At 72.8% G+C, this 22,009-nt stretch carries 26 protein-coding genes; all 26 read left to right on the forward strand.

Annotated features, from left to right (window positions below):
* Positions 1-393: 393 nt before the first annotated feature.
* On the forward strand, positions 394-1,191 hold the full coding sequence (locus E8D37_RS19380; protein ID WP_136571454.1) for a flagellin: 798 nt from the start codon (positions 394-396) through the stop codon (positions 1,189-1,191).
* Between the two features lie 202 nt (positions 1,192-1,393).
* The gene (gene fliD, locus E8D37_RS19385; protein ID WP_136571455.1) at positions 1,394-2,722 is read left to right on the forward strand and encodes a flagellar filament capping protein FliD; all 1,329 of its coding nucleotides are present in this window, start codon (positions 1,394-1,396) and stop codon (positions 2,720-2,722) included.
* 59 nt (positions 2,723-2,781) lie between these two features.
* Positions 2,782-3,180 carry a flagellar export chaperone FliS gene (gene fliS / locus E8D37_RS19390; RefSeq protein ID WP_136571456.1) on the forward strand — a complete coding sequence of 133 codons (399 nt, stop codon included), beginning with the start codon at positions 2,782-2,784 and terminating at the stop codon, positions 3,178-3,180.
* A 5-nt stretch (positions 3,181-3,185) separates the two neighbouring features.
* Positions 3,186-3,542 (forward strand): hypothetical protein, encoded by a 357-nt coding sequence (locus tag E8D37_RS19395; RefSeq protein WP_136571457.1) that lies wholly within the window; start codon positions 3,186-3,188, stop codon positions 3,540-3,542.
* Positions 3,543-3,744: 202 nt separating this feature from the next.
* Entirely contained in the window at positions 3,745-4,128 is a 384-nt protein-coding gene (locus tag E8D37_RS19400; RefSeq protein WP_240770570.1) for a response regulator, read from the forward strand.
* Entirely contained in the window at positions 4,125-4,604 is a 480-nt protein-coding gene (locus E8D37_RS19405) for a chemotaxis protein CheX (protein ID WP_136571459.1), read from the forward strand. Before E8D37_RS19400 ends, E8D37_RS19405 begins: the two co-directional genes overlap by 4 nt.
* Before the next feature lie 12 nt (positions 4,605-4,616).
* Complete coding sequence (locus E8D37_RS19410) at positions 4,617-4,988, forward strand: response regulator (protein WP_136571460.1); 372 nt, start codon at positions 4,617-4,619, stop codon at positions 4,986-4,988.
* Complete coding sequence (locus tag E8D37_RS19415; RefSeq protein WP_136571461.1) at positions 4,985-5,485, forward strand: hypothetical protein; 501 nt, start codon at positions 4,985-4,987, stop codon at positions 5,483-5,485. Before E8D37_RS19410 ends, E8D37_RS19415 begins: the two co-directional genes overlap by 4 nt.
* Positions 5,486-5,753: 268 nt before the next feature.
* Positions 5,754-6,137 (forward strand): flagellar basal body rod protein FlgB, encoded by a 384-nt coding sequence (flgB, locus tag E8D37_RS19420; protein WP_240770571.1) that lies wholly within the window; start codon positions 5,754-5,756, stop codon positions 6,135-6,137.
* Positions 6,137-6,526: a flagellar basal body rod C-terminal domain-containing protein gene (locus E8D37_RS19425; protein ID WP_136571462.1), complete on the forward strand. Its 390-nt coding sequence runs from the start codon at positions 6,137-6,139 to the stop codon at positions 6,524-6,526. Before flgB ends, E8D37_RS19425 begins: the two co-directional genes overlap by 1 nt.
* Position 6,527: 1 nt before the next feature.
* Complete coding sequence (gene fliE, locus E8D37_RS19430; RefSeq protein ID WP_240770572.1) at positions 6,528-7,034, forward strand: flagellar hook-basal body complex protein FliE; 507 nt, start codon at positions 6,528-6,530, stop codon at positions 7,032-7,034.
* A complete protein-coding gene (gene fliF, locus E8D37_RS19435) occupies positions 7,034-8,626 on the forward strand; it encodes a flagellar basal-body MS-ring/collar protein FliF (protein WP_136571463.1) in 1,593 nt (530 codons plus the stop codon). The genes fliE and fliF overlap by 1 nt, the downstream gene beginning before the upstream one ends.
* The gene (fliG, locus tag E8D37_RS19440) at positions 8,626-9,648 is read left to right on the forward strand and encodes a flagellar motor switch protein FliG (RefSeq protein ID WP_136571464.1); all 1,023 of its coding nucleotides are present in this window, start codon (positions 8,626-8,628) and stop codon (positions 9,646-9,648) included. Before fliF ends, fliG begins: the two co-directional genes overlap by 1 nt.
* Positions 9,632-10,351, forward strand: coding sequence for a FliH/SctL family protein (locus E8D37_RS19445; protein ID WP_136571465.1), 720 nt, complete (start codon positions 9,632-9,634; stop codon positions 10,349-10,351). The genes fliG and E8D37_RS19445 overlap by 17 nt, the downstream gene beginning before the upstream one ends.
* Positions 10,348-11,862, forward strand: a complete 1,515-nt coding sequence (locus E8D37_RS19450) for a FliI/YscN family ATPase (RefSeq protein WP_240770573.1) — start codon at positions 10,348-10,350, stop codon at positions 11,860-11,862. The genes E8D37_RS19445 and E8D37_RS19450 overlap by 4 nt, the downstream gene beginning before the upstream one ends.
* Positions 11,859-12,317 carry a flagellar FliJ family protein gene (locus tag E8D37_RS19455; RefSeq protein ID WP_136571466.1) on the forward strand — a complete coding sequence of 153 codons (459 nt, stop codon included), beginning with the start codon at positions 11,859-11,861 and terminating at the stop codon, positions 12,315-12,317. The genes E8D37_RS19450 and E8D37_RS19455 overlap by 4 nt, the downstream gene beginning before the upstream one ends.
* A complete protein-coding gene (locus tag E8D37_RS19460) occupies positions 12,314-13,378 on the forward strand; it encodes a transglycosylase SLT domain-containing protein (protein ID WP_136571467.1) in 1,065 nt (354 codons plus the stop codon). The genes E8D37_RS19455 and E8D37_RS19460 overlap by 4 nt, the downstream gene beginning before the upstream one ends.
* Positions 13,378-15,219: a flagellar hook-length control protein FliK gene (locus tag E8D37_RS19465; RefSeq protein WP_136571468.1), complete on the forward strand. Its 1,842-nt coding sequence runs from the start codon at positions 13,378-13,380 to the stop codon at positions 15,217-15,219. Before E8D37_RS19460 ends, E8D37_RS19465 begins: the two co-directional genes overlap by 1 nt.
* Before the next feature lie 12 nt (positions 15,220-15,231).
* Entirely contained in the window at positions 15,232-15,765 is a 534-nt protein-coding gene (locus E8D37_RS19470) for a flagellar hook capping FlgD N-terminal domain-containing protein (protein WP_136571469.1), read from the forward strand.
* A gap of 117 nt (positions 15,766-15,882) precedes the next feature.
* On the forward strand, positions 15,883-16,764 hold the full coding sequence (locus E8D37_RS19475; RefSeq protein ID WP_136571470.1) for a flagellar hook-basal body complex protein: 882 nt from the start codon (positions 15,883-15,885) through the stop codon (positions 16,762-16,764).
* Positions 16,765-17,067: 303 nt separating this feature from the next.
* A complete protein-coding gene (locus E8D37_RS19480; protein WP_136571471.1) occupies positions 17,068-17,400 on the forward strand; it encodes a flagellar FlbD family protein in 333 nt (110 codons plus the stop codon).
* Entirely contained in the window at positions 17,397-18,176 is a 780-nt protein-coding gene (locus E8D37_RS19485; protein WP_206055864.1) for a MotA/TolQ/ExbB proton channel family protein, read from the forward strand. The genes E8D37_RS19480 and E8D37_RS19485 overlap by 4 nt, the downstream gene beginning before the upstream one ends.
* 23 nt (positions 18,177-18,199) lie before the next feature.
* A complete protein-coding gene (locus E8D37_RS19490) occupies positions 18,200-19,279 on the forward strand; it encodes a flagellar motor protein MotB (RefSeq protein ID WP_136571472.1) in 1,080 nt (359 codons plus the stop codon).
* Positions 19,276-19,746 carry a flagellar basal body-associated FliL family protein gene (locus E8D37_RS19495; protein ID WP_136571473.1) on the forward strand — a complete coding sequence of 157 codons (471 nt, stop codon included), beginning with the start codon at positions 19,276-19,278 and terminating at the stop codon, positions 19,744-19,746. The genes E8D37_RS19490 and E8D37_RS19495 overlap by 4 nt, the downstream gene beginning before the upstream one ends.
* A gap of 293 nt (positions 19,747-20,039) precedes the next feature.
* A complete protein-coding gene (locus E8D37_RS19500; protein ID WP_276606522.1) occupies positions 20,040-21,038 on the forward strand; it encodes a flagellar motor switch protein FliM in 999 nt (332 codons plus the stop codon).
* Entirely contained in the window at positions 21,038-22,009 is a 972-nt protein-coding gene (fliN, locus tag E8D37_RS19505) for a flagellar motor switch protein FliN (RefSeq protein ID WP_136571475.1), read from the forward strand. The genes E8D37_RS19500 and fliN overlap by 1 nt, the downstream gene beginning before the upstream one ends.

Raw genomic sequence — 22,009 nt, forward strand, 5'->3', positions numbered from 1 at the left:
CCATGCTGGCCCAGGCCAACCAGGCCCCCAACAACGTGCTCAGCCTCCTGCGCTGACCCACGTGATCGGGACGGGCTGACTCGGCCCAGCTGATCGGGGCGTGCCCACACGCACCCCCGGTCTCCGGCGTTCCCGTCCTCCTCCCGGGTGATCCCCGGGAGGAGGGCTGAATCCTCGGAGACTCCCCCGCCCGCCGGCGGCGCCCCGCCCCGCGCAACGGCGCCCCAGTTGTCGCGACAAGGGTCCTGACCTGCACAGATGCCTTAAGCTTCGACTGGCCACGCGCGGTCGAAAACTTCCTCGGAAACGGCTCAGGCGTCCGTGACCCACGCCGATGGGAGACGCGAAGCCCATGGACGGGCTTCGTGACTCGCATCCAGGAAGGGAACCGCCATGAGTCTTCGCATCAACACCAACGTCGACGCGATCAACACCTACCGCAACCTCTCGTCGACCCAGGGCAGCATGAGCAAGTCGCTGGAGAAGCTCTCCAGCGGCTACCGCATCAACCGCGCCGCCGACGACGCCTCCGGCCTGGCCATCTCCGAGGGCCTGCGCTCGCAGATCGGCGGACTCAAGGTCGCCACCCGCAACTCCCAGGACGGCATCTCCGTCGCCCAGACCGCGGAAGGCGCTCTGACCGAGGTCCACTCCATGCTCCAGCGCATGAACGACCTCTCGGTCCAGTACAACAACGGCACCCAGAACAGCGACTCCCAGACCGCCCTGTCCACGGAGTTCGACGCTCTGGTCACCGAGATCGGCAACATCCAGGCCAACACGAAGTTCAACGGCGTCCAGCTCTTCGCCGGCGCCGACCTGGACTTCCAGACCGGGTTCGAGTCCGCCGACACGATCACGATCGACGGCACCACCGCCCTGGCCGACTTCACGTCGTCCACGGGCTCGCTCGCCATCACCGGTGGCTCCGACGCCGTCCAGACCGCCATCACCGCGGTCTCGACCCAGCGCTCCGCCCTCGGTGCCGTGCAGAACCAGTTCGAGCACCGCGTCAACAACCTGAACGTCTCCGTGGAGAACCTCTCGGCCTCCGAGAGCCGCATCCGCGACACCGACATGGCCGCCGAGATGATGAACTTCACCCGTTCGCAGATCCTCTCCCAGGCCGGCACCTCCATGCTGGCCCAGGCCAACCAGGCCCCGAACAACGTGCTCAGCCTCCTGCGCTGATCCGCCCTGCACCGGGGTGGGAGCCCACCCGGCTCCCACCCCGGTCTCCGGCATTTCCGTCCCTCTCCGACGCCCACCGGCGCCGGAGAAGGGCGGTAGCACCGGAGACCCGGTACCCGCCCCACCCACCCGCTGCAGCGCAGCAGCGGGACCAGCACACCCGTGACCGGGCCACCCGTCGCGGCCATCGAAGGAGGCCCCCATGGCCACCAGCAGCATCAGCGGACTCGCCAGCGGACTCGACACCGCGTCGATCATCGACTCCCTCATGCAGCTCGAGGCTGCCCCCCAGACCCGGCTCAAGACGAAGATCACCAGCGAGCAGAGCGTCCTGGCCAAGCTCCAGTCGCTCAACACCTCGGCCAAGAGCCTGGGCGATCTCGCCACCGAGCTCGCGAAGCCGGCGACCTGGACAGCCACCACGGCGACGTCGTCGAACAGCAACATCAGCGTCACCGCGGACTCCACCGCGGGCGCGGTGTCGCTGAGCGTGTCGGTCCTCGACGTCGCGCGCACCACGCAGCGCGGCTTCGTCAACACCGCGGCGAAGACGGACGTGGTCACCGGCGCGACCAACACGGTGACCCTGACCAAGGCCGACGGCTCCTCCTTCGCCGTCGACAGCGGCGACGGCACGCTGTCCGGCCTGGTCAACGCCCTCAACACCCAGTCGGCCGACACCGGCGTGCGGGCCAGCCTCGTCTCCTCCGGCGGCGGCTACCGGATGCTGCTGGAGTCGACCTCCACCGGCGTCGACACCGGGTTCACCCTCACCGCCGAGGACGGCTCCGACATCCTGGGCGGGTCCGTGCTGCGCGCCGGCACCGACGCCCGGATCGACGTCGGCGGCGGGATCGAGGCGACGTCCACGTCCAACACCTTCACCGACCTGCTGCCCGGCGTCGACGTGACGCTCTCGGCCGCCACGCAGACCGCCGAGACGGCGAGCCTCTCGGTCGGTCGCGACGTCGCGAGCCTGGCCTCGAAGTTCCAGAGCCTCGTCGACGGGGTCAACGGCCTGGTGGCGATCATCGACACCGGCACGGCCTACAACTCCACGACCAAGACCTCCGGCGTGCTCGCCGGCGACTCCAGCGTGCGCGACCTGCGCTCGCGCCTGCTCGGCGCGGTCTTCCCCGGCGACGGCACGACGATGGCCAACCTCGGTCTCCAGACCGACCGCTACGGCAAGCTCACGTTCGACGCGGACACGTTCACCGAGGCCTACAACGCCGATCCCGACGGGGTCGCCGCGCAGATCACGAGCACGTCCAACGGCTACGCCAAGCGCGTGGCCGACGTGGCCGTGGGCGCCTCCAAGATCGGCACGGGCACGCTCACCACGGCGATCGAGAGCCGGCAGACCGGCATCAGCCGCCTGCAGGACGACGTCGACAACTGGGACACCCGTCTGGAGCTGCGCCGCGCGACGCTCCAGAACCAGTTCACCGCGCTCGAGACCGCGCTCGCCCAGATGCAGAGCCAGTCGTCGTGGTTGGCCGGCCAGCTCTCCTCGCTGTCCTCAAGCTGAGCCCTGACCTGCCGATCTAGAAGGGGCACGGCCCGGTCCAGACGAAGGGACGAGACCACATGTACACCACCCCCGGCGGGCGACCCGACGCCCGCGCTGCCTACCTGGGCAACTCGGTGGCGACGGCCAGCCCCGCGCAGCTGCTCATCATGCTGTACGAGCGGCTGGTGCTCGACGTCCGTCGCGGGCTCGAGGCCCAGGAGAAGCGGCACCTGTCCGAGGCGCACACGCACCTCGTGCACGCCCAGGAGATCGTCCTCGAGCTGCGCTCCAGCCTCGACGTCGACGCATGGTCGGGTGGCCCCGCGCTGGCCTCGATCTACGACTTCCTGCACCTGCAGCTGGTCCGCGCCAACGTCAAGAAGGACGCCGCGATGACCCGCGGCTGCCTCGCGCTGGTCGAGGACCTCTGCGCCACCTGGCGCCAGGCCGCCCTCCAGGCGAGCCAGGCAGCCTGACGGCCATGACCGGCCGCCCGGCGGCCGACGGACCCGGCCGAGACGAACCCGACGTCATGGAGATGCTGATGAGCTGGCAGGTCACCCTCGACAAGCTCGAGCTCGACGTCCTCCGCGTCGAGTCCGCGCTGGCCCGCGGCAGGACCCCCGAGATCGAGCCCTGGCAGCCCGACCCGCACCTCGGTGCGCTCCCCGCGCCGCTGCGGCCCCGCGCCGAGCAGCTGTGCCGGCGCCAGACCGAGGCCGCCGAGAGGCTGGCCGACAAGCTCCACCAGGTCCACCGCGAGCAGGCCCTCGCCGACACGGTGAGCCGACTCTCAGGACGCAGCGTCGACCCGATCTACGTCGACCGCGCGCTCTGACCCCGCACTCCCCAGCACACCCGTACTCCCCAGCACACCCGCACCACCAGCAGCACCACCCACCCAGCACCACCCAGCACGTCCCCCTCGAGGCGTCCCGCCCGGGCCCGGTCAGGACCGGTCGTCCGGGTGCCTCAAGTCCCCCGCACCACCGCCGATGAGACCGGCGGAGCCCAGCATCCCTCTCCAGAAGGAGCCTGTCGTGCACGCCCTGATCATCGACGACTCGCGCACGATGCGCGCGATCATCGCCCGCATCGTGAAGGAGCTCGGTTTCGAGACCTCCGAGGCGGAGAACGGCCAGGAAGCCCTGGACCTGCTCGAGGACGGCCTCGTGCCGGACATCTGCCTCATCGACTGGAACATGCCCCTGATGGACGGCTACACGTTCGTCACCCGCGTGCGCCAGGACCCGAAGTGGCGCAACGTCACCCTCATGATGGTCACGACCGAGAGCGAGCACAGCCAGATCGTGCGCGCCCTCGCCGCCGGCGCCCACGAGTACCTGATCAAGCCGTTCACCCCGGACTCCATCGTCGAGAAGCTCGAGCTGCTCGGCCTCGCCGCACAGGAGATCCCGGCATGACCGTCGTGGCCGAGCCCGCCCTGGGCGACCTGCACACCGTGGTCGAGGAGGTCTGGTCGACCTTCCTCGCCGACGGCAACCCGATCCTGCCCGCCGACGGGCCGTCCGAGGACGTCCACTGGACCGCCGCCATCACCGTCACCGGTGCCTGGGAGGCCCAGATCTCCGTCGTCCTCAGCGAGGCCGCCGCCACGGGCGTCGGCGCCACCATGCTGGCGATCGACGAGGCCACCTGCTCGACGGCCGACGTCCGCGACGCGCTCGGTGAGCTCGTCAACATCGTCGGCGGCAACGTCAAGAGCCTGATGCCCGGCCCCTCCGTCCTGTCCCTGCCGCTCGTGGGCCACGGCGACATCGCCCCCACCAGCGACCTGCAGCCGGTCCGACGCCTGGACCTGCTCTGGCGCGGTGAGCCGGTCGTGGTCGTCGTCCACGTGCCCGTGCAGGACAGCTCCACCACCGCCACCACCACCTGACCGGAGCCCCCCATGAAGATCCTCGTCGTCGACGACAGCCGCGTGATGCGTCAGATCGTCATCCGCACCCTGCGCCAGTCCGGCCACGCCGGCCACGACATCGTCGAGGCCGAGAACGGCCGGATGGCGTTCGAGATGATCGCGGCCGAGGCGCCCGACCTCGTCCTCTCGGACTGGAACATGCCCGAGATGACCGGGATCGACCTGCTCGGCGCCCTGCGCCGGGCGGGCATCGGCGTGCCGTTCGGCTTCGTCACGTCGGAGGGTTCCCCGGCCATGCGCGAGCAGGCCGAGGCCGCCGGGGCGAGCTTCCTCGTCGCGAAGCCGTTCACCGCGGAGACCTTCGACGAGGTGCTCACCCCGGTGCTCGGTGCCGCACGATGAGCGGCACCGACGTCGCGCTCCCCACGCACCTCCCCGAGCCCAAGCAGGTCAAGGACCTGTTCACGGACCTGCTCGACCGTGCCGTCGAGCTGCGTCCGGGCCCGCCCTTCGCGGTGAGCCCGAGCTACCCGGCGTCGATCGCCTCGTTCGTCGACGACCGGCTGATCGTGCGCGCCGTCGTCGCGCTCGACCTGCCGCTCTCGGCCCACCTGGGCTCCGCGCTCGCACTGGTCCCCGCCAGCGGCGCGGAGGCGGCGATCGAGGACGGCGCGCTGCCGGACTCCACCGCGGAGGGGCTCAGCGAGGTCTTCAACGTCATGGCCTCGCTGTTCAACACCGAGGAGACCGCGCACGTGAAGCTGTACCAGGCGCACTGCTCGGGCGCCCAGCTGCCGCACGACGCCCGCGCGCGCACCCAGATCCTGGGCCGCCGCGAGGACTACCTGGTGGACGTCGCCGGCTACGGCTCCGGCCGCCTGGCCGTCGTCCTGTGTTGATCCGCCTGCGCTGAGCCACCCGCGCTGATCCACCCGCGCGGGCCCGCACCCGCCGCACTCTCTCCCCTGGTCTCGAGACCCCCGGACACGCTCCGGGGGTCTCGAGGCATTTCTATGGTTTTCGACAATCCGGACCTGCTTCGCTCAGGCCCCCCAGGAGGGGGCCGATGGGACCCGCGAGCAAGGACGGCTCATCCCCTTCGCCGACGGACCGGCACCCCGCGCCGCAGCGCTGCTGCAGCTGTGCGACCCCTGAAGAGGAGTCCCCGTGTCCGTCCCGTCCTTCGCGATGGCCAACCCGGTCTCGGCCGTCCTGGGCTATGCCCTCGACGGCATGAGCTACCGGCAGAACACGATCGCCGACAACCTGGCGAACATCGACACCCCCGGGTTCCGGGCCACGTCGGTGGACTTCGAGAGCGTGCTGAGCAGCGCCATCGGCGCCGGCTCCACCTCGTCCCTGGGCTCGCGCCTGGCGGGTGCCGCCCCGATCACCGAGGCCACGCAGACACCGGTGGGCGTCAACGGCAACAACGTCGACCTCCGCAAGGAGTCGCTCGACGCGATGCAGACGCAGTACACCTACCAGCTCGTGGCGCGCGCGGTGACCGACCGCTTCAGCCTCGTCTCGACCGTCGCGGCGGGTCAGTGATGAGCGCCTTCGACGCCCTGCGGATGGCGGGCTCCGGGCTGGGCATGCACCAGACCTGGCTCGACGTCCTCGGCAACAACATCGCCAACGTCAACACCTACACGTCGACCGCCGACGACGCGTTCCAGGCGCAGATGCTCGTCGCGTCCGCCCGGTCCGACGGCGGCGTGCAGGTGACCGGCATCGAGGAGTCCTCGGCCGAGGGCCGCCTCGTCTACATGCCCGACCACCCCCTGGCCGACGCCGACGGCTTCGTCCGGGCCCCCGACATGGACATGGAGGCGCAGATGAGCGAGCTGATCATGGCTCAGCGCGGCTTCCAGGCCTCCGCCCAGGTGACCAAGTACGCGCAGGACACGTACGGCACCGCGATCCAGATCGGCAAGTGACATGAGCGTCAGCGGGATCGAGGCCATCGGGGCCACCGGCTTCACGCCGTACCTCCCCCCGAGCGTCCCCACGGACATGCTCGGCACCGTCACCGACCTGGGGACCGGCAGCACCTCCACCACCGGCGACGCCGCCGGTTCCTCCGGCATCGCGGCCCTCCTGGGCCAGCTCGGGCTGGGCGGCGGCACGGGTCTCGGCGACCCGGCCGCCTCGGCCGCGGCCCAGGCCGGCGCGGGCGTCTCCGGCGTCTCGGGGGTGTCCGGCGCCGCCGGTGCCGCCGGGTCGAGCGGCGACTTCGGGCAGATGGTGCTCGGGAGCATCGACTCCCTCGACGGGATGCAGAAGACCACCGACCAGCTCGCCGTCCAGGCGGCCACCGGTGACCTGCAGAACCTCCACGACTACACGATCGCGGCCACCCAGGCCAGCGTCGCCACCCAGGTGACCGTCGCCGTCCGCAACAAGGCGGTCGAGGCGTTCACCGAGATCATGCGGATGCCCATCTGATGCGCGAGACGACGACGCGGTACTTCAACCGCCTCCGGTCCACCTTCGCCTCCTTCACCGCCGGCCAGAAGGCCGTCGTGGTGGTGGGCGGCGCCGCGGTGCTGCTGGCCGGCTTCATGGTCTACCGGTGGGCCGCCGCCCCCACCTACTCCCCGCTGTTCTCCAACCTGTCCGCCTCGGACGCCTCCGCCGTCGTCGACGAGCTCGACGCCACCGGCGTGAGCTACGAGCTGACCGACGGCGGCACGACGATCATGGTCCCCAAGGACGAGGTCTACCCCACCCGCATCCAGCTCTCGGGCCAGGGCCTGCCGGCCGACACGGGCACCGACGGCTACTCGATCCTCGACGACCAGGGCATCTCGACCTCGGAGTTCCAGGAGCAGACGGACTACAAGCGGGCCATGGAGGGCGAGCTCGACAACACGATCGAGGCCATCGACGGCGTCGACACCGCGGTCGTCCACCTCGCCATCCCGCAGAAGGACGTCTTCACCTCCGAGCAGCAGCCGACCACGGCGTCGGTGCTCGTCGGGACCCGCACCGGCACCACGCTGTCGGCCGAGCAGGTGCAGGCGATCGTCCACCTCGTCGCCTCGAGCGTCGACGGCCTGGACCCCGACAACGTCACGGTCGCGGACGCCACCGGCAAGGTGCTCTCCGCGCCCGGCGGCACCGCCAGCGCGGACGCCAGCGCCCGCACCCAGCAGGAGGCGGCCGTCCAGGACGCGCTGCACACCAAGCTCCAGACGATGCTCGACCAGGTCGTCGGCCCCGGCAACGCGACCGTCCAGGTCACCGCGCAGCTGGACTTCGACAAGTCGACCACCGAGACCCTCGACTACCAGCCCGACCGGACGATCCCCGCCCTCACCGAGTCCGCCCAGACGGAGACGTACACCTCCGCGGACGGCACCACCACCACGGGCAACGCCAACGGCGTCGTCGGGGTCAACGGCCAGACCGAGGTCGGCAACACCAACGGCAACGGGAGCTCCTCCTACGAGAACTCCTCGAGCTCGCGGACCAACGGCGTCGACACGGTGCGCAACACCACCGAGTCCACCCCCGGCGCGATCCAGAGCCTGCACGTGGGCGTGGTCCTCGACAGCACGACCACCCAGGCCATCTCGGCGGCCGACGTCCAGAACCTGGTGGCCAGCACGATCGGCATCGACCAGCAGCGCGGCGACACCGTCTCCGTCCTCTCCATGCCCTTCGACCGCACCGCTGCCGACTCCGCGGCAGCCGAGCTGGCGGCCGCGCAGGCCGCCGACGCGGCCGCGGCCAAGACCGACCTGTACAAGAAGGGCGCCCTCGCCGGCGCGATCGCCCTCATGCTCCTCATCGCCTGGTTCCGGGCCCGCCGCCGGGCCAAGGCCCGCACCAAGGCCGCGACCATGGTCGTGGAGCAGATCACCGCCGAGCGGGCCGCCCTCGCGGCCGCCAACGCGGCCCCGGCCGAGCTCGCCCTGGCCGAGGCCGACGAGAACGAGACCGACCTGATGCGCGAGGAGCTCGCGCAGATCATCGACCGCCAGCCCGACGAGGTCGCGGACCTCCTGCGCGGCTGGCTCGCGGAGAAGAGCTGATGGCCACCAAGACCAAGGCGCCGGCCATCTCCGGTGTGCGCAAGGCCGCCGTCCTCATGCTGCAGCTGCCCAAGGGCCAGGTCTCCGAGCTGCTCAGCAAGCTCGACGAGGCCCAGGTCGAGGCCATCAGCGCCGAGATCGCGATGCTCGAGTCGGTGGGCGTCGAGGAGTCGATGGCGGTCGCCACCGAGTTCCGCGAGACCATGACGGCCCGCGAGCACATCGCCCGCGGCGGCTTCGGCTTCGCCCAGCAGATCCTCGAGCAGACCCTCGGCCCCGAGCGGGCCGCGGAGATCATCGCCCGGCTCCAGGCCGCCGCGGTGAAGATGCCGTTCCAGTTCCTGCACCAGGCCGACCCCGCCCAGCTGCGCTCCTTCATCGCCGACGAGCACCCCCAGGTGATCGCGCTGGTGCTGGCGCACATGACGCCGGACCGGGCCAGCCTCCTGCTCTCCGGGCTGCCCAGCGACGTCCAGGCCGAGGTCGCCCACCGCATCGCGGTGATGGACCAGACCTCGCCCGACATCGTGCGGACCGTGGAGTCCCAGCTCGAGCGCCGGCTCTCCTCGATGCTCCAGCCCCAGGACCTCTCCCGCGTGGGCGGCCTGGACCCGCTGGTCAACATCATCAACTCCGCCGACCGCGCGACCGAGCGCGAGATCATCGCCGGCCTGGAGAGCATCGACCCCGAGCTCGCCGACCAGGTCAAGGCCCGGATGTTCATGTTCGAGGACATCATCAGCCTCGACGACCGCGCCGTGCAGCAGGTGCTGCGCCAGGTCGAGTCCGCCTCGCTCGCGCTCGCCCTCAAGGGCGTGGCCGACAAGGTCCGCGACAAGATCACCCGCAACCTGTCCTCGCGGGCCGCCGAGAACCTCGTCGACGAGATCGACATGCTCGGCCCGGTCCGCCTGGCCCAGGTCGAGGAGGCCCAGCAGGCCGTCATCCGCACGATCCGCCAGCTCGAGGAGCGCGGCGAGATCATGATCCGCCGCGGCAACGACAATGACTTCGTCGACTGAGCCGGCCGCCGGGGACGGCGGGTACCACCGGGTGCTGCGCGGCGCGGGCGCCGCGGGCGCGGACGCGCTGCGCACCCCGGAGCTGCGCAGCGGCGAGTGGACCCGCTTCACCGACGACGCGGCCCTGGGCGACACCGTCGCCGAGGACATCCTGGCCAGCCTGGCCGGGGACGTCCGCGAGGCCGCCCGGTCGCAGGGCTACGCCATCGGCTGGGCCGAGGGACGCCGGGCGGCGGCCGCCGAGCACGAGCGCGTGCTGGCCGAGCTGCACCAGGCGGCCGCCGAGGCCGAGCAGCGGCGCTCCGTCGAGCACGCCGCCGCCGTCCGCGCCCTCGCCGCCGCGGCCCGCGGCCTCGACGAGGAGCTCGCCGCGCGCGTCGTCTCCATCGAGGAGCAGTCCCTGGCCCTGGCCGCCGAGCTCACCGAGCTGCTGGTCGGCCACGAGCTGGCCGTCGCCGAGGACCCGGTGCGCGACCTGGTCCGGCGCGCGCTCACCCTGCAGCCCGTGGGCGCGCCGGTGACCCTGCGGATCGCCCCCGGCCAGCTCGCCCCCGAGCACCGCGCGATGCTGGCCGAGGCCGGCGTCGGGGTGGCCGAGGACTTCACGCTGGCCCCCGGGGACGCCCTCGTGGAGTCGCCCCGCCAGGTCGTCGACCTGCGGATCTCCACCGCCCTGGAGCGCATCCGGGAGGCCCTGTCGTGACCCGCCGCTTCCCCCCGGGCGTCCTCGCCGGCCGCGTCGCCACCGCGGCCGCCGCCGTCCAGCTCAACGCCGTCCGCGCCACCGCCCTCGAGCAGGCGCGGGCCGCGGCGCTGGCCGCCGCGCGGCCGAAGGAGCTCGGCCGCGTCGTCGAGCTGCTCGGCCTGCACCTGCGGGTGAGCGGCATCCGTGCCGCTGTCGGTGACCTCCTCGAGGTCCTCGGCGGCGTCCCCGTCCTCCTCGAGGTCGTGGGCTCCACCACCGACGACCTCACCTGCCTGCCGCTCGGCAGCACCGCCGGCATCGAGGTCGGCGCCCACGTCCGCAACACCGGCGGCCCGCTGCGCATCCGCGTCGGCGAGGCCCTGCGCGGGCGCGTGCTGGACGGCCTGGGCAACCCCGTCGACGGCCTGGCCCCGCTCGCCTCGCTGCCCGGGCTGGAGCTCGTCGGCGTCGACGCCGCCGCCCCCGACGCGTTCACCCGCCCGCGCATCGACACCCCGCTGGGCCTGGGCGTCCGCGCCCTCGACGCACTCGTCCCCGCCGGCCGCGGCCAGCGCCTGGGCATCATGGCCGGCTCCGGCGTCGGCAAGTCGAGCCTGCTCTCGATGATCGCCCGCGGCACCGAGGCCGAGGTCTCGGTCATCGCCCTCATCGGCGAGCGTGGCCGCGAGGTCCGCGAGTTCCTGGAGAACGACCTCGGCCCCGAGGGCCTGGCCCGCTCGGTCGTCGTCGTCGCGACCTCCGACGCCCCCGCCGTCGAGCGGCTGCGCGCCGCCTTCGTCGCCACCAGGATCGCCGAGTGGTTCCGGGACGCCGGCAAGGACGTCGTCCTGATGATGGACTCGCTGACCCGCGTCGCGATGGCCCAGCGCGAGATCGGCCTGTCGGCCGGCGAGCCGCCCGCCACCCGCGGGTACCCGCCCAGCGTGTTCGGCCTGCTGCCCAAGCTGCTCGAGCGCGCCGGCACCAACCCCACCGGCTCGATCACCGGGCTCTACACCGTGCTCGTCGAGGGCGACGACATGCAGGACCCGATCGGTGACACGGCGCGCTCCATCCTCGACGGCCACGTCGTGCTCACCCGCCGCCTCGCCACCGCCGGCCACTTCCCGGCCATCGACGTCCTGGAGTCCATCTCCCGCGTCACCGGCGCCGTCACCACGCCCGCCCAGCGCGGGGACGCCACCCGGCTGCGCCGGATGATGGCGGCCCACCGCGACGTCAAGGAGCTCGTCGAGATCGGCGCGTACGTCTCGGGCACCGACCCGGACGCCGACGCCGCGCTGGCCCGCAAGGGCGCCATCGAGGGCTTCCTGCGCCAGGACATGGAGGACCAGACCCCGCTGGCCGAGACCTGGCAGCGGCTGGCCGAGCTGGTCGGCTCGACCGCCGCCGTCGGTGCCCCCACCGCCGTGGGCGCGGGCGCGCGGCCCGCCGGCCAGCTCTCCGCTCCCTCGCCTGCTCCCTCCTCTGCTCCCGTCCCCTCCGTCCCCGGTGAGGTGCTCCGATGACCCGCCCCGCCGACGCCGGCCTCGCCGCCGTCGCCCGTGTCCGCTCCGTCCGCGAGCGCGACTCCCGCCTCGGCCTCGTCAAGGCCCTGGCCGAGGCCCGCGCCCGTGAGGCCGAGGTCGCCCGGCTCGAGTCGGCCATGCGCGTGCACGGCCGCGACCTCGAGGGCGACATGGGCCGCTTCGTCGTCCTGTGCCAGTCGCTGGCCGTGCTGCGCGAGGCCGCCTCCGACGCGCGCCGTCGCGCCGAGAGCGCCGCCGTCGTCGCCACCGACGCCCAGTCTCACTGGGGCTCGGACAGGGCTCGGCTGTCCGCCGTCGAGGGCCTGATGGAGCGGCGCGCCGAGGAGCGCGCCGCCGAGGCCGCCCGCGACGCGGCCGCCGAGACCGACGAGATCGCCTCCGTGGGCTGGCTGCGCCGCTCGCGCACCGAGGAGCAGCACGGGGTGGGCGCATGAGCATCGACAACGTCACCGCCCGGATCGCCGTGATCCAGTCCCAGCTGGCCGCGCTCGACCCCAGCCGCACGGCCACCGCCGGCGGCACGCTGGGCGTCGCCGGCGCCACGGACGCCGCCGACTTCGCCCAGGCGCTGGAGCGCGCGACGTCCGCCGTCGCCGGCGCGTCCGGCTCCACCGGCACCGCCTCGGCCACCGCCACCACGGGCGCCCGCGGGGCCGCCTCGGGAACGGCTTCGGGGGGCGCCTCGCCGCTGGCCGAGCGCGTGATCGACAAGGCCCGCTCCTACCTGGGCATGCCGTACGTCTGGGGCGGGGACTCCCCCTCCGACGGCGGCATGGACTGCTCGGGCCTGGTCCAGCACGTCTTCGGGTCGGTCGGCATCGACCTCCCCCGGGTCTCGGCCGACCAGGCCCGCAGCGGCACCGCCGTGGCCTCGATGGCGCAGGCCCGCCCCGGCGACCTCATCGCCTGGGACAACTCCAGCCGCAACGTGGGCGCCGACCACATCGCCATCTACGTCGGCCACGGCAAGATGATCGAGGCCCCCTACACCGGTGCCTCGATCCGCCTGGTCGACGTCCCCTCCACCCCGGACTACATCCGACGCGTCCTGCCCGACCAGGCGGCGCCGGTGGCCCGGACCGCGTCGACGACGTCGGTGGCGGCCTCCGGGGCGGGCTCCTCCCCGTTCGACGGCCTCTTCGCCGCGGCCGAGCGCAAGTACGGCGTGGACGCCGACCTGCTCTCCGCGATCGCGCGGGCCGAGTCCTCCTACGACCCGAAGGCCGTCAGCCCCGTGGGGGCCCAGGGCCTCATGCAGCTGATGCCCGCGACGGCCGCCGGGCTCGGGGTCGGCAACCCGTTCGACCCGAGCCAGGCCGTCGACGGCGCCGCCCGCCTCATGCGCGACCTGCTCGACCGCTTCGGCCGCACCGACCTGGCCCTGGCCGGCTACAACGCCGGGCCCGGCGCGGTGATCCGCTACGGCGGCGTCCCGCCGTACCCCGAGACCCAGAACTACGTCAGCAAGATCATGTCCTGGATGGAGGCCGCCTGATGGCAGGTAGCGCGATCGACCCGTTGACCATCGCCCCGCTCCCGGCGCGCTCGTCGAGGGCCTCGTCCCGCGACGACGCCGGTGCGCCCGACGGCGCCTTCGACGCCGAGCTCAGCCTGGCGCGCGACGCCCAGCGTCCTCAGGCGCAGCGCTCGAGGTCGGGGAGCACGCAGGCACGGGGCCGGGCGGACGCGCCGGGCGACCGCTCCCTCGACCGGGCCGTCGAGCGCCCCGGCTCCGAGCGCCCCACCTCCGAGCGCCCCACCTCCAGCACCCAGGGCCCCGACGACGCGGTCGGCTCCGAGCCCACCGCCACCGCGACCGCCACCGCCGAGGCCACCGTCGACCCCGCGCTGGTCGCGGGGCTCGCCGTGACCCCGCTGGCCGCGCTCCGCCCGCTCGTCCCCGCGCCGGCCATGCCCGGCGTGACCGCCGAGGCGGGGGTCGGGAGCGAGGAGGAGTCGGCGTCCGCCTCGAGCGGACTGTCCGGACAGACGGGCCACATCGGTCAGGCTTCCGCCGCCGGCGGTGCGCTGATCGGCGCCCAGCTCGGGCTCGCCGGCCGCGTCGCCGGCCAGGCCCTCCTCGGCGCCGCCACGCCGGAGGCCGGCCCGACCGACTCCGCGCCCGCGTCGTCGAGCACGCTGCTCGACGCAGGCTCCTCGCCGTCCGTCGCGGCAGGCGTCACGGCGCAGGGCACGCCCGTCCCCGCCGGGGACGGTGAGGGAGCGGGCGGGTCCGCGCAGGAGGGAATCGGTCCGGACGGTACGAACAGTGCCGCCGTCGCCGTGGCCCCCGACGGCTCCGTCGCAGCGCAGACCGCCGCCCTCACGGTGAGCGGCCCGCTCGCCGGCCGGCTGTCCGCCACCGCGGTGGCGGGCACCCGGGCGGACGGCCCCGCGCTCGACGTCCGCCTCCCCCGCAACCCGCTCACCGCCCGCGCCGAGGGCAACCGCGCGGCAGCGGCCGACGCCGGCGTGGGCGACCCCGCCTCCGACCCCGGCGGCGCCTTCGCCACGCGGCTCTCCGCTCACCTCTCCGGCGACGCCGCCGCGTCCTCCGGCACCGACCAGGGCGGCCAGGGCGGCCCGGGACAGCAGGGCCAGCAGGGCCAGGCCGCGGTGGCCGCCAGCAGCACCGCGGCCGCCTCGTCGACCGACGGCGGACCCGTCCTCGTCCAGGCCCCCGGCACGAGCCCCACCGCGGCCACCGCCGCGGCGTCGGCGCCCGGCGAGGCCCCCGCGGCCCGGCCGACGCCCGCCGCGCAGCTCGCCCCCGAGGTGACCCGCCTCGTGCAGGCCGGCCCCGGCACGCACCGCGTCGTCATGCGCCTCGACCCCGAGCACCTCGGCCAGGTCCGCGTGACGCTCACGCTCGCAGGCGGCGAGGTGCAGGTGCGCCTCGCGGCCGAGAGCGCGCAGGCCAGGGCCGCCCTGGCCGGGGACGCCGCCGACCTGCACCGGGCGCTGGAGCGCGCGCTCCCGGGCCTCCAGGACGCCCGGATCACGATCCAGGCCGCGGACGGCTCGTCCACGACGTCCACCCACACCCAGCACGGCTCCCAGCACGGCACCCAGCACGGGGCCGGCCAGAACTTCTCGGATGGTCAGCCCGAGGACCTCAACCCGCAGGGCGACCAGCCGATGACAGACGTGACGGACCAGAGCGCCCCGCGCGACTCCGGTGCGTCCACCTCCGACCGGCGGCACGACGCCGCCGGCCGCGCAGGGTCCGCAGGGACGCGGACCAGCACGATCGCCAGGGACGGCGCCACCAGCGGAGCTGACGCTCCGACGACGCACCCCACGTCCGGCCGGTCGCGGCTCGACGTGCGGGTCTGAACAGGAGGACCCATGTCCGTCTCGGCCACCGAGGGGATCGGCGGCAGCTCTGCCTGGGCCGCGTTCGGTACCGACACCGCGACGACCACCACGTCCTCCGAGGACAAGGACATGTTCATGAACCTGATGGTCGCCCAGCTGCGCTACCAGGACCCCATGAACCCCGCCGACACCTCGGACTTCATGGCCCAGAACGCCCAGTTCAGCGCCCTCGAGGCGATGCAGCAGGTCGCTCAGCTGACCTCTGCCGTCCTCGGCGCCCAGATGGCGTTCGGCGCCAGCGGGCTCGTCGGGCGCCAGGTCACCTACGTGGACGGCGACGGGAACTCCGTCACCGGGATGGTCTCGAGCGTCAACTTCGACGCCACCGGCCCCACGCTCGACGTGGACGGCACCAGCGTGCCGCTGAGCTCGGTCTCCAACGTCACCGCGCCCGGCAGCTCGGCCGGCACGTCGACGGGCACCTCCACCGAGGCGTCCAGCGGCTCCACCGACTCCTCCACCGACTCCTCCACCGACGCGTCCTCCGGCACCGACGCCGGCTGACGCCACCCGCGCCACCCCTCCTGATCCACCCGGATCACCCAGGTCCACCTGCACCGCCGCGCCAGTCGGCGGCCCGCGTCCCTCCCCCGACCCTCCGAGGCAAGGAACCCCAAGCCCATGCTGCGTTCGCTCTTCTCCGGCATCTCCGGTCTGCACGTCAACCAGGTGATGCTGGACGTCACCGGCTCGAACATCGCCAACGCCAACACGATCGGCTACAAGTCGAGCACGACGATCTTCTCCGACACGCTCAGCCAGATGCTCTCCGGCGCGACGGTCTCCAACGTCGTCCAGGGCGGCACGAACCCCGTCCAGGTCGGCCTCGGCGTCCAGGTGGCCGCCACCCAGACCAACCTCGGCCAGGGCTCGGCCCAGATGACCGGACGCTCGACGGACCTGATGCTCCAGGGCGACGGCTTCTTCGTCACCGAGAAGAACGGCATCAACCAGTACACCCGCGCCGGCTCGTTCAGCTTCGACGAGACCGGCACGCTCACGACCCCCACGGGCGCCCGTGTCCAGGGCTACGCGTGGGACGACGTGACCGGCGACTTCAGCACCACCCTGGGCCCGATCGTGCTCACCACCGACCCGACGCTGCTCTCCCCGGCCGCGGTGCCGGACCCGGTCACCGGCGAGCTCCCGTCCCTCACCAGCTTCAACTTCGGCGCCGACGGCACCCTGCGGGGCGTCTACTCCGACGGCGTCCAGCGCGACATCGCCCGCCTGGCGACCGCGCAGTTCAACAACCCGATGGGTCTGGAGAAGGTCGGCGAGACCTCCTTCATCGAGTCCGCGAACTCGGGCGCCCCGATCGTCTCCACGCCGGGCCAGGACGGCTCGGGCACCGTGATCGGCGGCGCGCTGGAGATGTCGAACGTCGACCTGGCCAGCGAGTTCACCAACCTGATCCTCGCCCAGCGCGGCTTCCAGGCCTCCAGCCGCGTCATCACCACCTCGGACTCCGTGCTCGAGGAGCTCGTCAACATCAAGCGCTGACGCTGACCGCCGGGGCCACCCACCCCGGACGAGGCCAGCGCCACACCGGCGCCCCGGACGGGGGGCGCCCTGACACCGTCGGGGCGCCCCCCGTTGCCTTGGAACCACCGAAAGCCCAGTTCAGACCGCACGTCCCCCGTGCGGGCCCGCTGGAGCTCCCCCGCTCGCCCCCCCGCTCCACCCCACCCCCCACAGGTGTCGTCAGGGGCCCGTGACCACTCAGGTCGCAGCCCGGACGGCCGAACGAAGACGCGACGGACCACGGAAGGTCCGCCGCAGACCGCACAAGGATGGTGCTCCCCCATGATTTCGTTGACCCGCCTCTCCGGGACCGTCTTCGCGCTCAACTCCGACCTCGTCGAGCGCATCGACTCCACGCCGGACACGGTGATCACCCTGGTCGACGGCAAGAAGTACGTGGTCGCCGAGACGATGTCCGAGGTCATCTCGACCATCTGCCGCTACCGGGCCGAGATCATCGCGCTCTCCAGCCACCTGCAGGCGGGCGACCTCGTCGCCGTCGGCCAGGGCAACCAGGGCACGAGCCAGCTCGCCACCGTGGTCGAGCACCGCCGGCCCAGCCTCAGCGTCGTCGACACCGACGCCCCGACCGACCCGGAAGGTGGCCTGCGATGAAGGACCCGATGATGCTCATCGGTCTGCTGATGGGCTTCGCCATCGTCATCCTCGCCAACATCATGGAGGGCGGCAACCCCGTCAGCCTGCTGCTGGTGGCCCCGATGCTGCTGGTGTTCGGCACCACCTTCATGGTGACGCTGGCCGGCGGCACCATCGCCGACGCGAAGGCGTTCGGCGTGGGCATCGTCAAGGCGTTCACCGGCGGCAACGTGAGCAACGCCGGCCTCGTCGTCCCCTCCGTCGTGAGCCTGGCCGAGAAGGCCCGCCGCGAGGGCCTGCTGGCCCTGGAGGACATGGTCAAGGAGATGGACGACGAGTTCCTCGTCAAGGGCGTCACGCTCGCCATCGACGGCACGGACCCCGAGGAGGTCCGCGACATCCTCGAGGCCGAGGTCACCGCGAAGAAGAAGTTCGACAAGCAGCAGGCCAAGTACTTCGCGGACGCCGGCGCCTACGCCCCCACGATCGGCATCATCGGCACGGTCATGGGCCTCGTCCACGTGCTCGAGAACCTCTCCGACCCGGGCGCGCTGGGCCCCCTCATCGCGGGCGCGTTCGTCGCGACCCTGTGGGGCGTCTGCTCCGCCAACGTGATCTTCCTGCCCATGGGCAACCGCCTGAAGCGGCTCTCCGAGCTCGAGGTCATGCGGATGGAGATCACCATCGAGGGCGTCGCCGCCATCCAGGCCGGTGCGAACCCGCGCATCGTCGCGCAGAAGCTCTCCTCCCTGCTCCCCGCCGGCCAGCAGCCCCCCGCTGCTGAGGCCGCCTGACGGACCCGTCCAGGAGGATCACCATGAGTGGGCACGGAGGAGGTCACGGCGGCGGCCGGCGCGCGAAGCACGAGGAGCACGAGGAGCACGAGAACCACGAGCGGTGGCTGGTGTCCTACGCGGACATGGTGACGCTCCTGTTCGTCCTCTTCGTCGTCCTCTTCGCGATGGCGCAGGTCGACCAGACGAAGTTCGAGGCGCTGGCCGCCAGCCTGCGCACGGGCTTCGGCAACGGCGACCCCGCGGTGCTCAACGGCGCCCAGTCGATCATGCCGGAGCAGGGCACGCAGCAGGTGCAGTCGGTCCAGCCGCTGGTCGACGTCGGCCAGATGACCCAGGACCAGCAGCAGGAGGTGGCGGACGCCGTCCGCAAGAACCAGCAGCTCCAGCGCGACCGCGCCCTGGCCGGCGCGAAGAGCGAGGTCGACCGGCTCACCGAGATCCGGGACAAGATCTTCGCCGCGCTCGACGCCGAGGGCCTCGCCGCCGACGTCAAGGCGACGTTCGACGAGCGCGGGCTGGTGCTCAGCCTCGTCTCCAAGCACGTCGTGTTCGAGTCGAACCTCGCCTCGCTGAGCCCCCGCGGCCGCGAGATCGTCGCCACCATGGCGCCGGTGCTGCGTCGGCTCTCCGACCCGCTCCAGATCGACGGGCACACCAACCAGGCCGCCGGCGCCCCCAAGTACTACGCCAGCGACTGGGACCTCTCCGCCGCCCGCGCGATCACCGTGCTGCGCCTCCTCGAGGACCGCTACGGGATCAGCGAGGACCGGCTCTCGGCCACCGGGTACGGCCACACCAAGCCGCTGCTCGACCCGAGCAAGCCCCGCTCGCAGGAGATCAACAAGCGCGTGGACGTCGTGATCCTCGCGAACCTCACCCCCGAGGAGCAGGCGCTCCTGGCCGAGGCCGTCAACGAGAAGGCCAAGGAGGCGCGCGCCGCCGCCAGTGCGGACAGCACCTCCAGTACGGACAGTGAGGCCGGTACGGCGACCGACACCACCACGAAGACCAGCAAGAACGCGGAGAAGACCGCCGAGAAGACGGCCTCCGCGCAGACCGAGAAGACCTCTACGAGCAGCGAGCAAGGAGCAGGACGATGACCGCGACCGCGGAGGAAGCCACCGAGAAGAAGAAGAAGTCCAAGCTGCCGCTGATCATCATCGCCGTCCTGGTCCTGGTGATCGTCGGCGGAGCGGTCTACTTCCTCTTCCTCAAGCCGGCCCCCGAGGCCGTCGTGGAGGAGCCCGAGCCCGAGGCCGGCGCCGTGCTGGCCCTGGACCCCGTCCAGATCAACCTGGCCGGCGGCCACTACCTCCAGGTCGGCATCGCCGTGCAGCAGACCATCGACGTCGCCGAGGACCTCGACGGCTCCAAGGCGCTGGACGCCACGATCGAGCTCTTCAGCGGGCTGAGCGTGGAGGAGATCGACACCGAGAAGGAGCGCACCGCGCTGAAGGCGGAGCTGCTCACCCAGATCGAGAAGGCCTACAACGAGGAGGCGACCGCCGACAGCGACGCCGTGGTGAACGTGATGGACGTGTACCTCACGACCTTCGTCTACCAGTGAGCCGCCGCACGGAGCACTGAGGCACCGCGCGGCCCGGGAGACCGGGCCGCGCCAGGACGAGCAGACCGGCCGGGGCGCCGGGGGCAGGAAGCCCGAAGCCCCAGGTCCCCCCGACCCGCCACCGCTCCCCGCGGCGGCCACGGGGAGGCCCCCGGCACCACGGACGGTGCCGGGCTCACGGCGCCGCGCCCGCGCGGCCGGCGCCGGGCACGGACGCCGTCCGCAGAGGCGAGAGGCAAACTTGTCGTTTCCTTGTCTCATGCACCCGCACCGGTGAGCCGATCGGTGGCTTCGTGAGCCTCCCAGCGTCCGTCGCGGCCGACACCCCCCGACCGCCCGCCCGATCGGGCCGGCGTGCCCGCACCGGTGTCGCGACGCCCTACGACTTCAGTCGCCCCATCCAGCTGTCCCGAGAGCACTCCCGCGTGCTCCAGCTGGGGTTCGACTCCTTCACCCGGCAGGCCACCACCGTCTTCACCTCGGTGCTCCGCAGCGTCTGCTCGGTCACCCTGGTCTCCATCGACCAGCGCTCCTACGCGGAGTACGTCGACTCGCTGGACTCGATGACCTACCTGACCATCTTCACCACCGAGCCCATGCCGGGCCGCGGCTGCCTCGACCTGCCCCTGGGGGCGATCATGGCGAGCGTCGACCACATGCTCGGCGGCCCCGGCACCGCCCGTCAGCCCAAGCGGGAGCTGACCGAGATCGAGTCCGGCGTCGTCGTCGGCCTCGTCGAGCGTCTCCTGCACGAGATGCGCTACTCGATGGAGTCGATCGTCGCGGTCGAGCCCGTCGTCACCGGCGTCGAGTACAGCCCCCAGTTCGCGCAGGCCGCGGGCGCCTCCGACGTCATGGTCGTCATCACCATGGAGCTGCGGATCGACGAGCGGCCCTTCAACTTCACCGTCTGCCTGCCCTTCGCCGGCCTGCACCCCCACCTGACCGCCGCCGCTGCCCCGGCGCCGGTCTCCCCGCGGGAGCGCGCCCAGCGCGAGGAGGCCGCCCGGGTCATGCGGACGAGCTTCGAGGACGTCCCGGTCGAGGTCAGCGTCCGCTTCCGCTCCTCCAAGGTCGACCCGATGCTGCTCGCCGGCCTCGCGCCCGGCGACGTCCTGCGTCTCGGCCACCCCGCCGCCGCCCCGCTCGACCTCACGGTCGAGGAGCAGGCGCTCGCGCACGTCACCCCTGGCTCGCAGGGCGGCCGCCTGGCCGCCCTCATCGTCTCCACCTCCAACCGCCCGACCGCCTCCTCCGCCAACCGTCCCTTCGCCCCGCAGGAGAACAACTGATGACCGCCGCTCCCCTCGAGACCGGCCCCCACGACGAGCTGGCCAGCTCCGTCGCGGAGGCCGCCGCCGCCGTGCTCCCGGCGGCCGAGCCGCTCTCCGCCGGCGACCCGCAGCCGGGCAACGAGCACATCACCCGCGTCTTCTCCTCCGCCGTCGTCGCCGAGCTCGCCGGCGCCCGCGAGGGCCGCCTGGCCCTCCTCGTGGGCTCCGAGCTCACGGACGCCCTCAAGTCCGCCCCCGGTGGCGGGCTGGACGTCGCCGCCGCCGTGCAGCCCGCGCTGGACGCGGCCGCGCAGGTGCTGGGCGCCAGCGTCCGCGCCGCGGACCTCGTCGACCTGGACGCCGTCGTCGACCGTCTCTGCGGCGAGGCCTCCTACACCGCCGTGACGCTGCTCGGCGGCTCGATCGCCGGCGCGCTCCTCATGCCCCACGACGTCCTCTCCGCCGTCGACGGCGTCGAGGACGACCCGGACGCCGCCGCCGAGCAGGCGAACACCGAGACCGCGGAGGCCGTGGCCGCCGCGGCCGAGGCCGCCGCCCAGCCCGCTGCCCAGCCCGCCGCCCAGCCCGTCGCCGCGGAGAGCCAGAGCCTCCCCGACGCGACCGCCGCCGCTGCTGCTGTCGGCAGCGAGGTCGTCACCGCCGCCGGCGCCGCGCCGGCCGTCCCCAGCCCGACGGACTCGCTGCCGCCGGTCGCCACCGTCCGCTCCATCGCCGACGGCCGCCGCGGCATCGACATGCTGGCCGGCGTCGAGATGGAGGTCACCGTCGAGCTCGGCCGCACCCGGATGCCCGTGCGCGAGCTGCTCGCCCTGGCCCCCGGCACCGTGCTCGCGCTCGACCGGGCCGCCGGCAGCCCCGCCGACCTGCTGGTCAACGGCCGGCTCGTCGCGCGCGGCGAGGTCGTCGTCGTCGACGAGGACTTCGGCCTGCGCGTCACCGAGATCCTCGACCAGTCCCAGGCGGTGTGA

Source organism: Nocardioides sp. GY 10127 (genome assembly GCF_004919085.1).
GTDB lineage: Bacteria > Actinomycetota > Actinomycetes > Propionibacteriales > Nocardioidaceae > Nocardioides.

Bases quoted from the DNA above. Each gene is read 5' to 3' on its own strand.
- E8D37_RS19460 (WP_136571467.1), top strand. From the start codon at position 12,314: ATGAGCATCGACAACGTCACCGCCCGGATCGCCGTGATCCAGTCCCAG.
- E8D37_RS19480 (WP_136571471.1), top strand. From the start codon at position 17,068: ATGATTTCGTTGACCCGCCTCTCCGGGACCGTCTTCGCGCTCAACTCC.
- E8D37_RS19410 (WP_136571460.1), top strand. From the start codon at position 4,617: ATGAAGATCCTCGTCGTCGACGACAGCCGCGTGATGCGTCAGATCGTC.
- fliN (WP_136571475.1), top strand. From the start codon at position 21,038: ATGACCGCCGCTCCCCTCGAGACCGGCCCCCACGACGAGCTGGCCAGC.
- E8D37_RS19490 (WP_136571472.1), top strand. From the start codon at position 18,200: ATGAGTGGGCACGGAGGAGGTCACGGCGGCGGCCGGCGCGCGAAGCAC.
- E8D37_RS19465 (WP_136571468.1), top strand. From the start codon at position 13,378: ATGGCAGGTAGCGCGATCGACCCGTTGACCATCGCCCCGCTCCCGGCG.
- fliF (WP_136571463.1), top strand. From the start codon at position 7,034: ATGCGCGAGACGACGACGCGGTACTTCAACCGCCTCCGGTCCACCTTC.
- fliS (WP_136571456.1), top strand. From the start codon at position 2,782: ATGTACACCACCCCCGGCGGGCGACCCGACGCCCGCGCTGCCTACCTG.
- E8D37_RS19445 (WP_136571465.1), top strand. From the start codon at position 9,632: ATGACTTCGTCGACTGAGCCGGCCGCCGGGGACGGCGGGTACCACCGG.
- fliD (WP_136571455.1), top strand. From the start codon at position 1,394: ATGGCCACCAGCAGCATCAGCGGACTCGCCAGCGGACTCGACACCGCG.
- E8D37_RS19415 (WP_136571461.1), top strand. From the start codon at position 4,985: ATGAGCGGCACCGACGTCGCGCTCCCCACGCACCTCCCCGAGCCCAAG.
- E8D37_RS19380 (WP_136571454.1), top strand. From the start codon at position 394: ATGAGTCTTCGCATCAACACCAACGTCGACGCGATCAACACCTACCGC.
- E8D37_RS19475 (WP_136571470.1), top strand. From the start codon at position 15,883: ATGCTGCGTTCGCTCTTCTCCGGCATCTCCGGTCTGCACGTCAACCAG.
- E8D37_RS19485 (WP_206055864.1), top strand. From the start codon at position 17,397: ATGAAGGACCCGATGATGCTCATCGGTCTGCTGATGGGCTTCGCCATC.
- E8D37_RS19395 (WP_136571457.1), top strand. From the start codon at position 3,186: ATGACCGGCCGCCCGGCGGCCGACGGACCCGGCCGAGACGAACCCGAC.
- E8D37_RS19470 (WP_136571469.1), top strand. From the start codon at position 15,232: ATGTCCGTCTCGGCCACCGAGGGGATCGGCGGCAGCTCTGCCTGGGCC.
- E8D37_RS19425 (WP_136571462.1), top strand. From the start codon at position 6,137: ATGAGCGCCTTCGACGCCCTGCGGATGGCGGGCTCCGGGCTGGGCATG.
- E8D37_RS19495 (WP_136571473.1), top strand. From the start codon at position 19,276: ATGACCGCGACCGCGGAGGAAGCCACCGAGAAGAAGAAGAAGTCCAAG.
- E8D37_RS19405 (WP_136571459.1), top strand. From the start codon at position 4,125: ATGACCGTCGTGGCCGAGCCCGCCCTGGGCGACCTGCACACCGTGGTC.
- E8D37_RS19455 (WP_136571466.1), top strand. From the start codon at position 11,859: ATGACCCGCCCCGCCGACGCCGGCCTCGCCGCCGTCGCCCGTGTCCGC.
- fliG (WP_136571464.1), top strand. From the start codon at position 8,626: ATGGCCACCAAGACCAAGGCGCCGGCCATCTCCGGTGTGCGCAAGGCC.
- fliE (WP_240770572.1), top strand. From the start codon at position 6,528: ATGAGCGTCAGCGGGATCGAGGCCATCGGGGCCACCGGCTTCACGCCG.